This is a genomic window from Enterobacter sp. MF024 (assembly GCF_005843915.1).
Taxonomy (GTDB): Bacteria; Pseudomonadota; Gammaproteobacteria; order Enterobacterales; family Enterobacteriaceae; genus Enterobacter; species Enterobacter barmai.
In genome coordinates this window covers 24631-41203 of sequence record NZ_VCBB01000006.1, presented here as the reverse complement: position 1 = coordinate 41203, position 16573 = coordinate 24631, and the positions used below count along the sequence as shown (strand labels likewise).

The following is a 16573-nucleotide window of genomic DNA, read 5'->3' as shown; positions in this document are numbered from 1 at the left end:
ATGGGGCGCTACTATAGCACATATTCGCCGGAGGCAGAGCGCCTCCGGATCCCATCAGAAAGTCATGCTGAACTGCGCCCCGGCGCCCCAGGTTTCGTCTTCGCCGTAAATGCCGGTCAGATCGATATGGACCGTATTAAAGGGCGCAAAGCCTAAACCGCCGGTAAAGACGTTACTGTCGTTGCCCCTCACGTCAGCGCGAAAGCCGCCGCGCACCGCCAGCCAGCCCAGCGGGGTGATTTCCACCCCCACGCCGACGTACTGGGCATTATCTTCACTTTTGAAGCCTTTGGTTTCGGTCAGATCGCCATCGGCGCTGAGGGTGAGCAGCCCGGTGTGCCAGGCCACGCCAGCCGTAACCAGAGGGCGGATCTGGTAGGTGTCCTGATAGCTCACCTCTTGCCCGGTACGACCGTTGAGAATGCGGATGTCTTTGGTATCGATATCACGCGAGAAGAGGTTTTGCCCGCTCAGGCCCACCGTCCAGTTTTCACCGAAGTCCACCGCGACGCCGACATCGACGTTAAAGCTGGTATCGTCATTACGGTAGCGGCTGCTGCTAAAGTCGCTGCTGTCGTAGGTATAAATGGAGGTGGTGTAGTTCCAGAGCCAGGTTTGCTGCAGCTTTGGCGTCACGCCCACCGAAACCGGCAGGTCGTTGAATTCAAACTGACGGGCGATTGCCACACCGTAGTCGGAGACGATAGCCCCCCGGCCCATGGCGACAGAGTTAAGATTGCGGGTAATCACGTCACTGCCGTTTCGCGCCGCCCCGAGCGCCATCTGGTTAGTCATCACCGGGCTACCCTGCAGTCGGCGCAAAAAATCGATATCCTGCCGATCGATCTCCGAGCTGACACGCCCGTGGGCATTGGCCTTGGCGACAAACGCCATCGACAGTCCCGAGCCCGGTATACTGACGGCTATCCCACCCCCTGCGTTGGCGTGGGCGGTTTTACCTTCGAGAAACTCCAGCTGGTCGGCCAGGTTGCCTGCAGCCCCCTGCAGCTCCCTGAGCGTTCCCTGTGGATCGGCTAAGATCCCCGCCACGGTGAGATCGTCGATCATCTGCCGATCGTCGCTGATCTCATCGCTGATTTCGTCGATCTTATCCTGCAAATTATCTTTATCGCTTATTTGCGCCCCCACCGAGGGGAAAATAACCGCAATATCATCCTCATCTTTCGACTTTGCCAGCAGGGCCGGATTAATTAATACCCCGCTGCTATAATGCGCCGACGCAACGCCTGTCCCGCCCATTGCATCACCACGTGCTTCCGTCCAGGTATTGGCTGCTCCAGCCTGATTAGCCAATAGAAAGGTGGTGGCAATTCCAGCCACAGAAAGTTTGAATTTTATTTTCACAGGACACCTGACTTATTTTGGGTGAATTAACCCCCGCGGCTATATGCCGCGCAGGGGAATACGTCCTCTGTGAAAAAAGTATTAGGAGCCGAATATATCTTAAACTTTCGTATTAGATTAAGCTGTTGATTTCCTTATGGCTTTAAGTAGTTATAGAACAAGAAATTAATTTCGCCCTGGTTTTCCATCATGAGGACCAAAAAATTGTGGCGGATGATCTATCCAGCGATCTTCCCGGGTAGCGGCATATACCGCATTCAGCGGATAATAAATTCGGTTATATTTTTTATTCGCTTCGCCCACGACTAATAACCGCACTTCTTCCGTGGTGTTATTAATAAAGGTGTGGCAGACGCCCGTTCCGGCCGGAAATCCCACGCTGTCTCCCGGTTCAAGTTTCCATAAATAACCGTTGATCCAGGCTTCAGGATAACCCTCCAGTACAAAGATAAATTCTTCTTCATCGCTTTCGGCATGCGGATAAGAGGTGCGACGTCCCGGCGGCAGACGTTCGTGGTGGATACCGAGACGGCTGAGCCCCAGCGCGCGGGCCAGCGGCGCGCCAATGGAAAAAAGCTCTGTACTGTCGGGATAGGTGGAGTTGTCCGGGCCTTCGACATCGCGCCAGTGTCGAATGCAGTCAGGTCTTTTCATGGTTTTATTCTCCTGCGGGTTTTCGTCAGGTATAGCATACCCGGTGGATCTCGGCGTTTGGACCAGAACATGATAAAGTGAGGGTTTCTCATTCCACGTTATTCGAGGTGCAAAATGGAAACGACCACAATGCAGGCACTGTTAGCGCAAGCCGAAAAGCTCTGCGCGCAACGCAATGTGCGCCTGACTCCGCAGCGCCTTGAAGTGTTGCGTCTGTTGAGCCTGCAGAACGGGGCCATCAGCGCCTACGATCTGCTCGACCTGCTGCGCGAAAGCGAGCCGCAGGCGAAGCCTCCAACCGTTTATCGGGCGCTCGATTTTTTACTTGAGCAGGGCTTTGTGCATAAGGTGGAATCGACCAACAGCTATGTGCTGTGTCACCTGTTCGATCAGCCGACCCACACCTCAGCGATGTTTATCTGCGATCGCTGCGGCAGCGTGAAGGAAGAAGGTGCCGAAGGGGTGGAAGATATTATGCATACTCTGGCGGCGAAGATGGGCTTTGCCCTGCGCCATAATGTGATTGAAGCGCACGGCCTGTGCCGCAACTGCGTTGAAGTCGAGGCCTGCCGCCATCAGGAAAATTGTCAACACGATCACTCTATCCAGCTGAAAAAGAAGCCGCGCTGAGCACAAAAAAACGGGCGACCTTAAGGTCGCCCTGGGCGCACATCCATGTACCTGCGGGTAGTAGTTAATTACCAGCGGTAGTTGTTACGGGTTTCCCAGTCACCAACTTCTTTCTCCGCCTGGTCTTTCTCGTATCCATAGCGTTCCTGAATTTTACCCACCAGCTGGTCACGTTTACCTTCGATGACGGTCATGTCATCGTCAGTCAGGTCACCCCACTGTTCTTTTACTTTACCTTTGAATTGCTTCCAGTTACCGCCGACTTGGTCTTTATTCATCATCGATTCCTCTTCGTTCGGTCGTTAAGGTTAAGTTCGTCCTGAAGTTCATTTCGTGCTGGACGTGATAATAATTATAGATAAGCCTGCGGCGTTGGGTTTGTTATTCGGAATCTTTTACCATTTCGTCAGACGAAGCCGCTACTGAAACCAGGTGCCGTTGCGCCAGTGACGCCGCCAGATCCAGGCCAGAGACAGGCCCCGCAGGGCCAGGAAGACGCTCAACGCCAACCACAGGCCGTGGTTGCCGAGCCACGGCAGGGTAAAGAGCGTGAGGCCAAATCCGGCGGCCGCGACGGCCATGCTGTTGCGCATCTCGGCTCCCCGGGTTGCGCCGATAAACATGCCATCCAGCAGATAGCACCAGACGCCCACCACCGGCAGAACCACCTGCCAGATAAGGTAATGGCTCGCCAGCGCCCGCAGCTCGGGCAAAGAGGTCAGCAGCGCAACGATTTGGTTGCCAGCCAGAGCATAGACAAGGGCGAAGGCCAGCGCCACCATACCAGACTGACGGCAGGCTGCCCGCCACACCTCGCGCAGCTGGCCGCTTTCGCGTGCGCCATAGGCCTGCCCGGAGTGCGCCTCAACCGCATAGGCAAAGCCATCCAGCGCGTAGGCGGTAAAGGTCAACAGCGTCATCAGAACAGCGTTGACGGCGATAATCTCCGGCCCCAGCCGTGCGCCCAGCACCGTCAGCGCCCCGAAGCAGAGTTGTAGCAGCAGCGAGCGCAGCATGATGTCGCGATTGAGGGCCAGCAGCTTGCGGATATTCCCGCGCCAGCTCGCTTTCAGCAGCGCCAGCGAAATACCGCGCAGGGCCAGTACCCGCCAGACCATCCACAGGCCTATGAGCAAAGTGGCGTATTCGGCGATAGCGGTCGCCAGGGCAGCGCCCTGGACGTTCATCTGTAGCCCCATTACCAGCCACAGATCCAGCACGATATTGAGCAGGTTCCCCACCACCAGCAGGATCACCGGCGCGCGGGCATACTGCACGCCCAGCAGCCAGCCGAGCAGCACCAGATTCGCCAGCGATGCCGGGGCGCTGAGCCAGCGGATCTCAAGGAAGCGTCGCGCCTGATGCAGTACATCCTCGCTGCCGCCTACGATATGCAGCGCCAGGTCGATAAGCGGCGTGCGCAGCAGCACAATCAGCAGCCCGGCACCGAGAGCCAGGATCAGCGGCTGCACCAGCGCCCGGGCCAGACGCAGCGGATCTTTGGCGCCATACGCCTGAGCAGTGAGGCCGGTGGTGCTCATGCGCAAAAAGAGCAGCAGCATAAACAGGAAGCTGGTCGCCGTCGCACCGATGGCGACACCGCCAAGATAGACAGGAGAATCCAGATGACCGATGACGGCAGTGTCCACCAGCCCCAGCAGAGGGACGCTGATATTGGAGACGATCATCGGGAGGGCAAGACGCCATAACGCCTTGTCTGAAGCAGTCAGCAGAGACATGTGTATGACCGGGAGAGACGGGAAAAGCAGACTGCAGCGTTGCCGCAGTCTGTCAGGAAGACGTTATAACCATTCACCGTTTCGGATGACGCCTACCGCCAGCCCTTCGATGGAGAAGTTATGTTCACGCAAATCGACGACAATCGGGGAAAACTCGTTGTTTTCCGGCAGGAGCTGCACCGTGTTGCCCTGTTTCTTCAGGCGCTTAACGGTGACTTCGTCATCGATGCGCGCCACAACGACCTGGCCGTTGCGCACGTCCTGCGTTTTATGCACCGCCAGCAGATCGCCGTCCAGAATCCCGATATCCTTCATGGACATCCCGCTGACGCGCAGCAAGAAGTCCGCGCTCGGTTTGAACATGCCAGGATCGACCTGATAGTGGCCTTCAATATGCTGTTGCGCCAGCAGCGGTTCCCCCGCAGCGACGCGACCGACGAGCGGCAGGCCCTCTTCTGCTTCAACCAGCAGACGGATACCACGCGAAGCGCCGGACACAATCTCAAGCACACCCTTACGCGCCAGGGCTTTAAGGTGCTCTTCAGCGGCGTTTGGAGAACGGAAGCCCAGACGCTGCGCAATTTCTGCACGCGTCGGCGGCATTCCCGTCTGGCCGATATGATCCCGAATGAGATCAAACACCTCTTGCTGCCTGGTCGTTAACGCTTTCATTCCGCCCCCTGGGTGTATATACAGTTATGCTGTGAGTATATACAGCTAAAGGTGATTTTGGAACCACAAACCGCATAAAAAACCAGAGACTTGTTCGGTTTCTGAAGGCTTATCGCAAATGTCCCCAAAGCAGCGTGACCCAGGTAAACAGGGCAACGATAATCGCCATCAGCACAGCGGCGGAGCCCATGTCTTTCGCCCGCCCCGACAGCTCGTGGTAGTCACTACCAATACGATCGACCACCGCCTCGATCGCGCTGTTCAGAATTTCGACTATCATCACCAACATCACCGAGCCAATCAGCAGTACGCGGGTGATGGGATCAACGTCCAGCCAGCAGGCAATAATAATCGCCGCGATGACAGCAATCCCCTCCTGGCGAAAAGCGGCTTCATTGATCCAGGCAGCACGAATGCCTTTCCATGAATAGCCGGCAGCTTTAATAATTCGGGTTAACCCAGTGGTATTGTTGGCCATTAAAAGAAACCTTTCTTCGAAAATAGCGTCAGAAACGGTGGTTTAAGCGCCTGGCGCAGCCACCGGAAGTATGACGGGTAACAACAGAAATTTTGCGCGCTTTCTGTTATCCTTGCGCCGCAATTGCATTTTTAACCAGAGGCTTTACATCGTTTATGTCTGGCTGGCCACGAATTTACTACAAATTACTTAATTTACCATTAAGCGTCCTGGTAAAAAGCAAGTCTATTCCGGCGGTTCCAACCCTGGAATTAGGACTCGATACCTCGCGTCCTATTATGTACGTTTTGCCTTACAACTCGAAGGCCGACTTGCTGACGCTGCGCGCCCAGTGCCTGGCGCACGATCTCCCGGATCCGCTGGAGCCGCTGGAGATCGACGGCACCCTGCTGCCACGCTACATCTTTATCCACGGCGGTCCTCGCGTTTTCACCTGGTACACGCCGAAAGAAGAGTCGATCAAGCTGTTCCATGACTACCTCGACCTGCACCGCAGCAATCCGCTGCTGGACGTGCAGATGGTGCCGGTATCGGTGATGTTTGGCCGTCGCCCGGGGCGCGACAAAGGCGAAGAGAACCCGCCGTTGCGCATGCTTAACGGGGTACAGAAGTTTTTCGCCGTCAACTGGCTGGGCCGCGACAGCTTTGTCCGTTTTTCACCGTCGGTTTCACTGCGCCGCATGGCCGATGAGCACGGTACGGATAAAACCATCGCCCAGAAGCTGGCCCGCGTGGCGCGTATGCACTTTGCCCGTCAGCGTCTTGCCGCGGTAGGCCCGCGCCTGCCTGCTCGCCAGGATCTGTTTAACAAACTGCTGGCGTCAAAAGCCATCGCCCGTGCCGTCGAAGACGAAGCGCGCAGCAAAAAGATCTCCCATGAGAAGGCGCAGCAAAACGCCATCGCCCTGATGGAAGAGATTGCCGCCAACTTCTCCTACGAGATGATCCGCCTGAGCGACCGTATCCTGAGCTTCACCTGGAACCGTCTCTATCAGGGCATCAACGTGCACAACGCCGAGCGCGTGCGCCAGCTGGCCCACGACGGCCATGAGATCGTCTACGTGCCCTGCCACCGCAGCCACATGGACTATCTGCTGCTCTCGTACGTGCTCTACCATCAGGGGCTGGTGCCACCGCACATTGCGGCGGGCATTAACCTCAACTTCTGGCCAGCAGGCCCGATCTTCCGTCGTCTGGGTGCGTTCTTTATTCGTCGTACCTTCAAAGGCAACAAGCTCTACTCCACCGTGTTCCGTGAATACCTTGGTGAGCTGTTCAGCCGCGGCTATTCCGTCGAGTACTTCGTGGAGGGCGGCCGTTCCCGTACCGGGCGTCTGCTCGATCCGAAGACCGGCACCCTGTCGATGACCATTCAGGCGATGCTGCGCGGCGGCACGCGCCCTATCACCCTGGTGCCGATTTACATCGGTTACGAGCACGTGATGGAAGTGGGCACTTACGCCAAAGAGCTGCGCGGTGCTACCAAAGAGAAAGAGAGCCTGCTGCAGATGCTGCGCGGCTTAAGCAAGCTGCGTAACCTCGGCCAGGGATATGTAAACTTCGGCGAACCGATGCCGCTGATGACCTACCTTAACAACCGGGTACCGGAGTGGCGCGAGTCTATCGATCCCATCGAAGCGGTGCGCCCGGCCTGGCTGACACCGACGGTTAACGCCATTGCTGCCGATCTGATGGTGCGGATTAACAACGCCGGGGCGGCCAACGCCATGAACCTGTGCTGTACCGCCCTGCTTGCCTCGCGCCAGCGTTCGCTCACCCGCGAGCAGCTGACCGAGCAGATCGACTGCTACCTGAACCTGATGCGCAACGTGCCCTATGCCTCAGACGCCACGGTACCGACCGCCAGCGCCAGCGAGCTCATCGATCACGCCCTGCAGATGAACAAGTTCGAGGTTGAGAAAGACACCATCGGCGATATCATCATTCTGCCGCGCGAGCAGGCGGTACTGATGACCTACTACCGCAATAACATCGCCCATATGCTGATGGTGCCATCGCTGATGGCGGCCATCGTAACCCAGCATCGCCAGATCACCCGTCAGGCGCTGCTGGATAATGTCACGACGCTCTACCCGATGCTGAAAGCCGAACTGTTCCTGCGCTGGAACAGCGACGAGCTGGCAGAGGTGCTGGATAAGCATATCGAAGAGCTGGTTCGCCAGGGGCTGATAACGCTGAAAGATGACGTGCTGGTGATCAATACGGCCCATTCACGTACGCTGCAGCTGCTGGCAGCGGGTGCACGCGAAACCGTCCAGCGCTACGCCATTACCTTCTGGCTGCTGAGCGCCAACCCGTCGATCAACCGCGGGACGCTGGAGAAAGAGAGCCGCACGCTGGCACAGCGCCTGTCGATGCTGCACGGCATCAACGCGCCGGAGTTCTTCGACAAAGCGGTCTTCAGTTCACTGGTGTTGACGCTGCGTGACGAGGGTTATATCAGTGACAGCGGCGATGCCGAGCCGGAAGAGACAATGAAGGTTTACCAGATGCTGGCGGACCTGATTACCTCCGATGTGCGCTTAACGATTGAGAGCGCGACGCAGGGCGAGTAGTGCATAAAAAATGCCGGGTGGCGGCTTCGCCTTACCCGGCCTACGATACAGAACCTGTAGGCCCGGTAAGCGCTAGCGCCACCGGGCATTTTTTCAGGCGAGGTAACTCGCCGCCAGGCCCAGGAATAACACCAGCCCCACATAGTTGTTATTCAAAAACGCTTTAAAACAGGCTTCGCGCTCGCGGTTGGCAATCAGCTTTTGCTGGTAGATAAACAGCACGCCCGCCGCCGCAACCGCCGCGTAGAACGCTCCGCCAAGCTGGTTCAGGTAGCCAATCGCCACCATCAGCGCCAGCACCGCCACCTGCAAAATCCCGATAATCAGTTTGTCCTGACGACCGAACAGAATGGCGGTCGATTTGATGCCAATCTTCAGGTCGTCGTCGCGGTCCACCATCGCGTACTGGGTGTCGTAAGCCACCGCCCAGAGGATGTTAGCCAGGAACATCAGCCAGCAGCTCAGCGGCACGCTTTCGCTGACGGCGGCAAACGCCATCGGAATCGACCAGCCAAAGGCGGCACCCAGCACCACCTGCGGCAGGTGGGTGTAGCGCTTCATAAACGGATAGACCCAGGCCAGAGCCAGCGCTGCCACGGAGAGCAGAATAGTCATGGTGTTCAGGGTTAACACCAGCAGGAACGAGAGCAGGACCAGCACCACAAACAGCGTGCGCGCCTCTTTCTCGGTGACATCGCCGCTCGGTAGCGGGCGGTTGGCCGTGCGTTTCACGTGGCCGTCAAATTTGCGATCGGCATAGTCGTTAACCACACAGCCTGCGGCACGCATCAGCCAGACGCCCGCCACGAATACCGCCAGGATCCACAGCGGCGGCAGCCCGGGGGTAGCCACCCACAGCGCCCACAGGGTCGGCCACAGCAGCAATAAGGCACCGATCGGCTTATCCGTTCGCATCAGGCGGTGGTACGCCAGCAGCTTGTTCTGCTTCAGACTCCACTCCATTTTCTCTTCCTCTTAATACAACGGTGACGCCGGTAAAAACAGCTCGGTCAGCATCAAGGGTTTACCACTTAAGCGCAGGCGGGAACGGCGTCCCCACAGCCCGGCATCGCGCCCAATTTCAATAAAATCACGGGTCAGCTCGGAGGAGGTGAACAGATAACGCCCCAGCGGGGTTTTGCCCATCTGCTGCAGCGCCATCTCCGGCCCGGTGAGGGTGGACTCTGGCACCACGGTGCGCCCGGCCAGCCACGGCTCGCCGTCGGCACAGAGCAGGATCTCCCGCAGCCAGTAGCGCGCCTCTTTCGGCAGTAACGGCAGTTCATCCGCAACCGCGTCAGGCGTGACGAACCCCTCCTGAATGAGGGTGACGGTGACTTTCTTGCCCTGCTGCTCAAAACGTTTGGTCATGGAATCTTCCAGCAGCAGCCAGTCGAGCTGCTCCGGTTCCAGCGCGGGGATTTCGTCGAAATAGCGCAGCGCACGCAGGAGCAAAAGCGCGGGGTGTGACATGCCAGACTCTCCGATACATAACGTAAAGCTATTGTATCGCAGAAACGGGCAATGAGGGCGGGCAAACGCAAGTTAGCGATCATTATCGCAACAGAGATGCAACAGCAGCATCCCGCGCAAAAAAAGTGCGCCCGGAAGGGCGCACCAAACTACTGACAAAATCAGCACTGTGGGGAGACGGTCACCCCTTGCCTTTTACACTGCTGATAAAGGTGGAACGGGCAGTGGTTGAGCCTAAACGCTCTGCTTCATCAAGCAGTTTCAGCGCTTTATCGACGTCACCTTTTGCGACTGCCTGTTTAATGGCCTGATTGAAGTAGGTTTCGGTATCGTTCAGTACCGGCTCGCTCTTCTTCGCCGGAGCCGGAGTCGGGGCAACGGCTGGCGCGGCAACCGGGGCGGCGGCTTGCGCTGGGGCCGGTGCGGCATACACAGGTGCAGGTGCGGCGGTATTACCTACCGTGACCGGGCCCGGGCCGGAAGAGCCAAACAGTGGGCCAACCAGCACGCTGGAGGCGTTATTGGTAGACACTTTCAGCTTCAGCTGGCCATCCGTCACGTGACGGGCAATCGGGTCCGGGATATCCGGTACGGCGTTGCCGGTGCCTTTGGCATAGGCTTTAGCCGGATCGAGAAGTTTGGTGGTTTGCTGCAGATCTTTATCGGTGGTGAACACCAGCACATACAATTTCTGCTGGCCCAGCGCTGGCGTCAGGCGCATCACCCCTTCCAGGCGATCGGCGCTCATCACGCCCGGCTCCTGATAGGTGAAATATTCGCTCGGGAAGTAGGCCGATGGCGTCAGGTTCTGGTCCAGAATCAGCACGTTCGGTGCAAATACGCTGGTCTGTTTATCCACAACGCTTGTCAGCGTCAGGGTGATTTCGCCGATGTTAGCCGGCACGCTGTAGGCTGCCACCGGACCGGCGATCCCCGCCACGTTTAAGGTCTGGCCACCGGTAGAAAGTTGGGTTGTCTGGGCTTTGGACTGATCAACAGGCGTCCAGACCAGCTGCTGGAGCGCGGCTCCCGGAATAGCAGGCGCGGCGCTGGTGTTTTGCGGTACGAAATTGACGCTGGCGAGGGTAACGGCTGGAACGCTTGCCAGCAGCCCTGCAGAGAGGCACAGCGCGACGAGACTTTTTTTCATTTTCATTGTTATTACCTCAGATTGCGTTAGCACTGCGTTGGCCAGGCAATAGCGCGCAGTACCCTAAGAAGAGAGGGGCTTGCGCCCCTCTTTTAGGTCAGTTACGTATTACCACCAGATTTCCATCTGGGCACCGAAGGTCCACTCATCGTTGTCGCCACGGCTGAAGGTTTTCGCAGAGGTGTCGTTATACGCTACGCCAGAGGTGTAGCCAGTGTCACCGTTGTCTGCGTAACCCCATTTCTCATCCCACTTGGCGTAGGTTGCGAAGACGCGGATAGCCGGACGGGACCAGATGCTGTCGCCTGCCTGCCACTGTTGCGCCAGGGTGATTTTGTACTGGCTGTTGGTGTCGTCAGTTTTCTGAGACTTGACGTTGTCGTAGCCAACTTCCAGCAGGGTGGACATGATTGGTGTCCATTTGAACATCGGACGAACACCCACGGTCCACCATTCGGTACCGTTGTTATTGTCGCGGTCGATGTTCTGGTACATACCGACGTACATCAGATCCCACTGGTCAGCCAGGGTGATCGCACCGTGGTCGAGAACGCGGATCAGAGAACCGTCGTTGTTCAGGCTCGCACCCTGCGGGATACCTTTACCGTTGGAGGTCATAGAGTCCGTTGCGTACTGAACCACAAACTTGTTAAAGCCTTTCAGCATGCTCTGGGTGTGTTCAGCGGTGAACATCCAGCCATCTTTAGAGGCGCCAGGCTGCAGGTAGTAGTCGTCAGGAATGTTGGTGTGACCGTAGTCAACGCCCAGCTCCAGGGTACCGCCCGGGTTGATTTCCATGCCCGCTAAACGAACGTCAAAGACGTCGTTTGGCACGATATTGTCGTAAACGCGGTTGCCATCAGTATCGAAGTCTGAGAACGCGGAAGAGCCGCCGGACTCAGAAGAACGGGTCGCTGCCAGAGACAGTTTACCGAAGCCCAGATCGATGTTTTCGATACCTGCACCAGGACCGGAGATATCCCAGTAGTAGAAGTCGATCATGTGAACGTCATGACGCTGATAGAAGCGCTTACCGGCCCAGATAGTGGAGCCTGGCAGCCATTCGATCAGGTTTTTACCCTGCACGTTTGCTTCACGGAATGCCGGGCTGGTCGCTTCCCAGTCATTCTGCTGTGCAACGGAGTAGGCTACGTTGGTGTCGAAGTAGAAGCTCTTGTCGCCCTCTTTCCACACTTCCTGGCCCAGTTTAATCTCAGCATAGGTTTCACATTCGTTACCGAGACGGTATTTACTTTGTGCACCTGTTGCCTGGAAACACTGCTGTTCGCCACCACTCCCGGTCCAGCCAATGCCGGAACGAGCATAACCTTTAAAGTCTACAGCGCCGGCCTGGGCAGACATGATGCCTGCCGCAATGGCGAGTGCCAGAGGGACTTTGCGCAGAGTAATCATTATTCTATCTCCTGAGATCATTGCTTTTCTTTGAACACTTCACCTGATGGTTTCGTGCTTATTATTGGGATTGCTTAAACGCCGGGCTCCTGATGCAGCCGACGACATGCGGTGCCATCCTCACGGAACAGATGGCAGCGCTCTGGCGGCAAGCCGATAGCGAATGTGGCACCCTCTTTTACCAACACCACGTCGTTCTGGCGGTAGACCAGGTTCTGACGAATGGCGGGGATCTGGATATGAATCTGTGTTTCATGACCTAACTGCTCAACCACCTGAACCTCGCCTTCAAGAGTCACATCGGCGATGTGGCTTGGCAGCAGATGCTCAGGGCGGATACCAAGGGACATGTTGGCCCCTACGTTGACGTTCGCGCTGTCTACCGGTAACCACACCTGCTGGCGGTTAGGCAGCTCGACCTGAACCTGATCAATGGCGGTCGCGGTGACTTTCACCGGCAGGAAGTTCATCTTTGGCGAGCCAATAAAGCCCGCAACAAAGCGGTCTGCCGGGTAGTGATAGAGCTCCAGCGGTTTACCGACCTGCGCCACGCGACCGGCATCCAGCACCACAATCTTGTCGGCCAGGGTCATCGCTTCGACCTGATCGTGGGTGACGTAAATCATGGTGCGGCCAAGGCGTTTGTGCAGACGGGAGATCTCAATACGCATCTGCACGCGCAGCGCGGCGTCGAGGTTCGACAGCGGCTCATCGAGCAGGAACACGCGCGGCTCTGCCACCAGCGTACGGCCAATCGCCACACGCTGACGCTGACCACCGGAGAGCGCCTTCGGCTTACGCTCCAGCAGGTGCGCCAGCTGCAGCACTTCGGCAACCTGGGTCACGCGCTGGTTAATGGTCTCTTTTTTTGCGCCAGCCAGCTTGAGGCCGAACGACATGTTCTCGGCAACGGAGAGATGGGGATAAAGTGCGTAAGACTGGAATACCATCCCGACGCCGCGTTCCGCAGGCGGGATATCGTTCATCCGGGTATCGCCAATCATCAGATCGCCGCTGGTGATGGTCTCCAGACCGGCAATCATGCGCAGCAGCGTGGATTTACCACAGCCTGACGGGCCAACAAAAACCACGAATTCACCTTCCTGGATATCGAGATTGATATCTTTCGATACCACCACATCGCCCCAGGCTTTCGTTACGTTACGCAGTTCTACGCTCGCCATGCCCTACTCCCTTGTTACAGCCTGTCATCAACAGAAACATTCAATATGGGCTGACTATGCGGTATCGGGCCGCCTCGCGAATCCTCCACCCCCAGCCTTTTTTATGGGGGAGGAGGCGGGAGGATGAGAGAGTGGACTCAGACAGCGCGCCCAGGGGGCTGAGGCTAAATTCGTGATGTCACTGGCAAAATTGACCGCGGTTTTATGTGCGCTGGGACACATAACTGAAAGTTATGCAACGCAGATCACATAAAGAGGGGGTGGGGCGTAGGGGACAGGAGGATGGAAAGAGGATGTCAAATAAGGAGACTGAGCGACGTTGAACCACCTTAATGTATCCACAGCACATCACCAAAAAGGATGGCAGATATGAATATCAAGACTGGCGCACGCGTTTTCGCATTGTCCGCCCTGGCAGCAATGATGATTTCCGCTCCGGCGCTCGCCAAAATTGAAGAAGGTAAGCTGGTAATCTGGATTAACGGCGACAAAGGCTACAACGGCCTGGCCGAAGTGGGTAAAAAATTCGAGAAAGATACCGGCATCAAAGTCACCGTTGAGCACCCGGACAAGCTGGAAGAGAAATTCCCGCAGGTTGCGGCCACCGGCGACGGCCCGGACATTATCTTCTGGGCGCATGACCGTTTCGGCGGCTACGCACAGTCTGGCCTGCTGGCGGAAGTGTCTCCGGATAAAGCCTTCCAGGACAAGCTGTTCCCGTTCACCTGGGACGCCGTGCGTTACAACGGCAAGCTGATTGCTTACCCGGTTGCGGTTGAATCGCTCTCCCTGATCTACAACAAAGACCTGGTACCGAACCCGCCAAAAACCTGGGAAGAGATCCCGGCGCTGGATAAAGAGCTGAAGGCGAAAGGTAAGAGCGCGCTGATGTTCAACCTGCAAGAGCCGTACTTCACCTGGCCGCTGATTGCTGCCGACGGCGGTTATGCGTTCAAGTTTGAAAACGGCAAATACGACGTGAAAGACGTCGGCGTGGACAGCGCAGGCGCGAAAGCGGGTCTGACCTTCCTGGTTGACCTGATCAAGAACAAACAGATGAACGCGGATACCGACTACTCCATCGCCGAAGCGGCCTTCAACAAGGGCGAAACCGCGATGACCATCAACGGTCCGTGGGCGTGGTCCAACATCGACAAGAGCAAAATCAACTACGGCGTCGCGGTGCTGCCAACCTTCAAAGGCAAGCCGTCTAAACCGTTCGTTGGCGTGCTGAGTGCCGGTATCAATGCCGCCAGCCCGAACAAAGAGCTGGCGAAAGAGTTCCTCGAAAACTACCTGCTGACCGATCAGGGTCTGGAAGAAGTTAACAAGGACAAACCGCTGGGCGCTGTCGCGCTGAAATCCTTCCAGGAAACCCTGGCGAAAGATCCACGTATCGCGGCAACCATGAGCAACGCCGAGAAAGGCGAAATCATGCCGAACATCCCGCAGATGGCTGCCTTCTGGTATGCCACCCGTACTGCGGTCATCAACGCAGCAAGCGGTCGTCAGACCGTGGATGCCGCGCTGAAAGATGCACAGGGCCGTATTACCAAGTAATGCCGTTATCCCCTCTCCCTTTTAGGGAGAGGGTTAGGGTGAGGGTCGCATGAGCCCCCTCACCCCGGCCCTCTCCCCTGAGGGGAGAGGGAGAACAGAATTTGTTGTAGAGGAAGAACCCCATGGATGTCGTTAAAAAGAAACACTGGTGGCAAAGCGACACGCTGAAATGGTCAGTGATTGGTCTGCTGGGTTTGCTGGTGGGTTACCTTGTTGTTTTGATGTACGCCCAGGGGGAGTACCTGTTTGCCGCGATGACGCTGATTTTAAGCTCAATCGGCCTCTATATTTTTGCTAACCGCAAAGCCTATGCCTGGCGCTATGTTTATCCGGGTGTGGCCGGGATGGGGCTGTTTGTCCTGTTCCCCCTCATTTGCACCATCGCCATCGCCTTCACTAACTACAGCAGCACCAACCAGCTCGCTCAGGAGCGCGCCCAGCAGGTGCTGATGGATCGCTCCTATCAGGCCGGTAAGACCTTTAACTTTGGTCTCTACCCTGCTGGCGACGAGTGGAAGCTGGCGCTGACCGACGATGCCGCGGGCAAATACTACGTCTCCGACGCCTTTAAATTTGGCGGCGAGCAGAAACTGGCGCTGAAAGAAGCCGACGCGCTGCCGGAAGGCGAACGCGCCAACCTGCGTATCATCACCCAGAATCGTCAGGCCCTGACCCAGCTGACCGCTGAGCTGCCGGACGAAAGCAAAGTCATTATGAGCTCGCTGCGCCAGTTCTCCGGCACCCGCCCGCTGTATACGCTGGGCGATGACAGCACGCTCACCAACAACCAGACCGGCGTGAAGTACCGCCCGAATAACGACGTCGGCTTCTACCAGTCCGTGAATGCCGACGGCAACTGGGGTGACGATAAGCTCAGCCCGGGCTACACCGTGACCATCGGCTGGGACAACTTCACCCGCGTCTTTACCGACGAAGGCATCCAGAAACCGTTCTTCGCTATCTTTGTCTGGACCGTGGTCTTCTCGGTGCTCACCGTGATCCTGACCGTGGCCGTGGGCATGGTGCTGGCCTGCCTGGTGCAGTGGGAATCCCTGAAAGGCAAAGCGATCTATCGCGTCCTGCTGATTCTGCCGTACGCCGTACCGTCGTTCATCTCGATTCTGATTTTCAAAGGGCTGTTCAACCAGAGCTTTGGTGAGATCAACATGATGCTGAGCAGCCTGTTTGGCATCAAACCGGCGTGGTTCAGCGACCCGACCACCGCCCGCAGCATGATCGTCATCGTTAACACCTGGCTCGGCTATCCGTACATGATGATCCTGTGCATGGGGCTGCTGAAGGCGATCCCGGATGACCTGTACGAGGCCTCGGCCATGGACGGTGCGACCCCGTTCCAGAACTTCTTCAAGATTACGCTTCCGCTGCTGATCAAGCCGCTGACGCCGCTGATGATCGCCAGCTTCGCCTTTAACTTTAACAACTTCGTGCTGATTCAGCTGTTGACCAACGGTGGCCCGGACCGTCTCGGCACCACCACGCCAGCAGGCTACACCGACCTGCTCGTCAGCTACACCTACCGTATCGCCTTCGAAGGCGGCGGTGGTCAGGACTTCGGTCTGGCGGCGGCCATCGCCACCCTGATCTTCCTGCTGGTAGGCGCGCTGGCTATCGTGAACCTGAAAGCCACCCGCATGAAATTCGACTAAGGAGGGCACATA

Annotated in this window: 15 protein-coding genes; 4 read left to right on the top strand and 11 right to left on the bottom strand. The window is 57.1% G+C overall.

The genetic code is table 11. From position 1 onward, the window contains the following. Nucleotides 1–54 precede the first annotated feature (54 nt). The gene (locus FFB58_RS12300; protein WP_286172700.1) at nucleotides 55–1365 is read right to left on the bottom strand and encodes a conjugal transfer protein TraF; all 1311 of its coding nucleotides are present in this window, start codon (nucleotides 1363–1365) and stop codon (nucleotides 55–57) included. 165 nt (nucleotides 1366–1530) lie between these two features. Further along, entirely contained in the window at nucleotides 1531–2019 is a 489-nt protein-coding gene (locus FFB58_RS12295) for a cupin domain-containing protein (RefSeq protein ID WP_138370025.1), read from the bottom strand. A 114-nt stretch (nucleotides 2020–2133) separates the two neighbouring features. Here FFB58_RS12295 and zur point away from each other — a divergent pair, with 114 nt between their 5' ends. Beyond that, nucleotides 2134–2649, top strand: coding sequence for a zinc uptake transcriptional repressor Zur (zur, locus tag FFB58_RS12290; protein WP_039031935.1), 516 nt, complete (start codon nucleotides 2134–2136; stop codon nucleotides 2647–2649). A gap of 68 nt (nucleotides 2650–2717) precedes the next feature. On the opposite strand, the gene FFB58_RS12285 is transcribed toward zur, so the two are convergent. The 4 genes from FFB58_RS12285 to FFB58_RS12270 all read right to left on the bottom strand — a co-directional run bounded on the left by FFB58_RS12285 (nucleotide 2718) and on the right by FFB58_RS12270 (nucleotide 5538). After that, nucleotides 2718–2927: a CsbD family protein gene (locus FFB58_RS12285; RefSeq protein WP_032615972.1), complete on the bottom strand. Its 210-nt coding sequence runs from the start codon at nucleotides 2925–2927 to the stop codon at nucleotides 2718–2720. A gap of 141 nt (nucleotides 2928–3068) precedes the next feature. After that, nucleotides 3069–4388, bottom strand: coding sequence for an MATE family efflux transporter DinF (dinF, locus tag FFB58_RS12280; protein ID WP_138370024.1), 1320 nt, complete (start codon nucleotides 4386–4388; stop codon nucleotides 3069–3071). A gap of 63 nt (nucleotides 4389–4451) precedes the next feature. Continuing rightward, entirely contained in the window at nucleotides 4452–5060 is a 609-nt protein-coding gene (lexA, locus tag FFB58_RS12275; RefSeq protein WP_039031933.1) for a transcriptional repressor LexA, read from the bottom strand. A 109-nt stretch (nucleotides 5061–5169) separates the two neighbouring features. Beyond that, nucleotides 5170–5538 carry a diacylglycerol kinase gene (locus FFB58_RS12270; RefSeq protein WP_138370023.1) on the bottom strand — a complete coding sequence of 123 codons (369 nt, stop codon included), beginning with the start codon at nucleotides 5536–5538 and terminating at the stop codon, nucleotides 5170–5172. Nucleotides 5539–5693: 155 nt separating this feature from the next. Here FFB58_RS12270 and plsB point away from each other — a divergent pair, with 155 nt between their 5' ends. Beyond that, a complete protein-coding gene (plsB, locus tag FFB58_RS12265; protein ID WP_138370022.1) occupies nucleotides 5694–8114 on the top strand; it encodes a glycerol-3-phosphate 1-O-acyltransferase PlsB in 2421 nt (806 codons plus the stop codon). Between the two features lie 93 nt (nucleotides 8115–8207). Here the strand turns inward: plsB and ubiA are convergent, their stop codons facing one another. The 5 genes from ubiA to malK form a co-directional block, all read right to left on the bottom strand. Next, the gene (gene ubiA / locus FFB58_RS12260) at nucleotides 8208–9077 is read right to left on the bottom strand and encodes a 4-hydroxybenzoate octaprenyltransferase (protein WP_138370021.1); all 870 of its coding nucleotides are present in this window, start codon (nucleotides 9075–9077) and stop codon (nucleotides 8208–8210) included. 12 nt (nucleotides 9078–9089) lie between these two features. Beyond that, the gene (ubiC, locus tag FFB58_RS12255; protein WP_039031929.1) at nucleotides 9090–9587 is read right to left on the bottom strand and encodes a chorismate lyase; all 498 of its coding nucleotides are present in this window, start codon (nucleotides 9585–9587) and stop codon (nucleotides 9090–9092) included. A gap of 181 nt (nucleotides 9588–9768) precedes the next feature. After that, entirely contained in the window at nucleotides 9769–10743 is a 975-nt protein-coding gene (malM, locus tag FFB58_RS12250) for a maltose operon protein MalM (RefSeq protein WP_138370020.1), read from the bottom strand. 102 nt (nucleotides 10744–10845) lie between these two features. Next, a complete protein-coding gene (locus FFB58_RS12245; RefSeq protein WP_138370158.1) occupies nucleotides 10846–12153 on the bottom strand; it encodes a maltoporin in 1308 nt (435 codons plus the stop codon). Between the two features lie 71 nt (nucleotides 12154–12224). Continuing rightward, nucleotides 12225–13334 (bottom strand): maltose/maltodextrin ABC transporter ATP-binding protein MalK, encoded by a 1110-nt coding sequence (gene malK, locus FFB58_RS12240; RefSeq protein ID WP_039031926.1) that lies wholly within the window; start codon nucleotides 13332–13334, stop codon nucleotides 12225–12227. 369 nt (nucleotides 13335–13703) lie between these two features. Here malK and malE point away from each other — a divergent pair, with 369 nt between their 5' ends. Both malE and malF read left to right on the top strand, forming a co-directional pair. Next, a complete protein-coding gene (gene malE / locus FFB58_RS12235) occupies nucleotides 13704–14894 on the top strand; it encodes a maltose/maltodextrin ABC transporter substrate-binding protein MalE (RefSeq protein WP_039031925.1) in 1191 nt (396 codons plus the stop codon). Nucleotides 14895–15016: 122 nt separating this feature from the next. Beyond that, nucleotides 15017–16561 (top strand): maltose ABC transporter permease MalF, encoded by a 1545-nt coding sequence (gene malF, locus FFB58_RS12230; RefSeq protein ID WP_138370019.1) that lies wholly within the window; start codon nucleotides 15017–15019, stop codon nucleotides 16559–16561. Nucleotides 16562–16573: the final 12 nt, after the last annotated feature.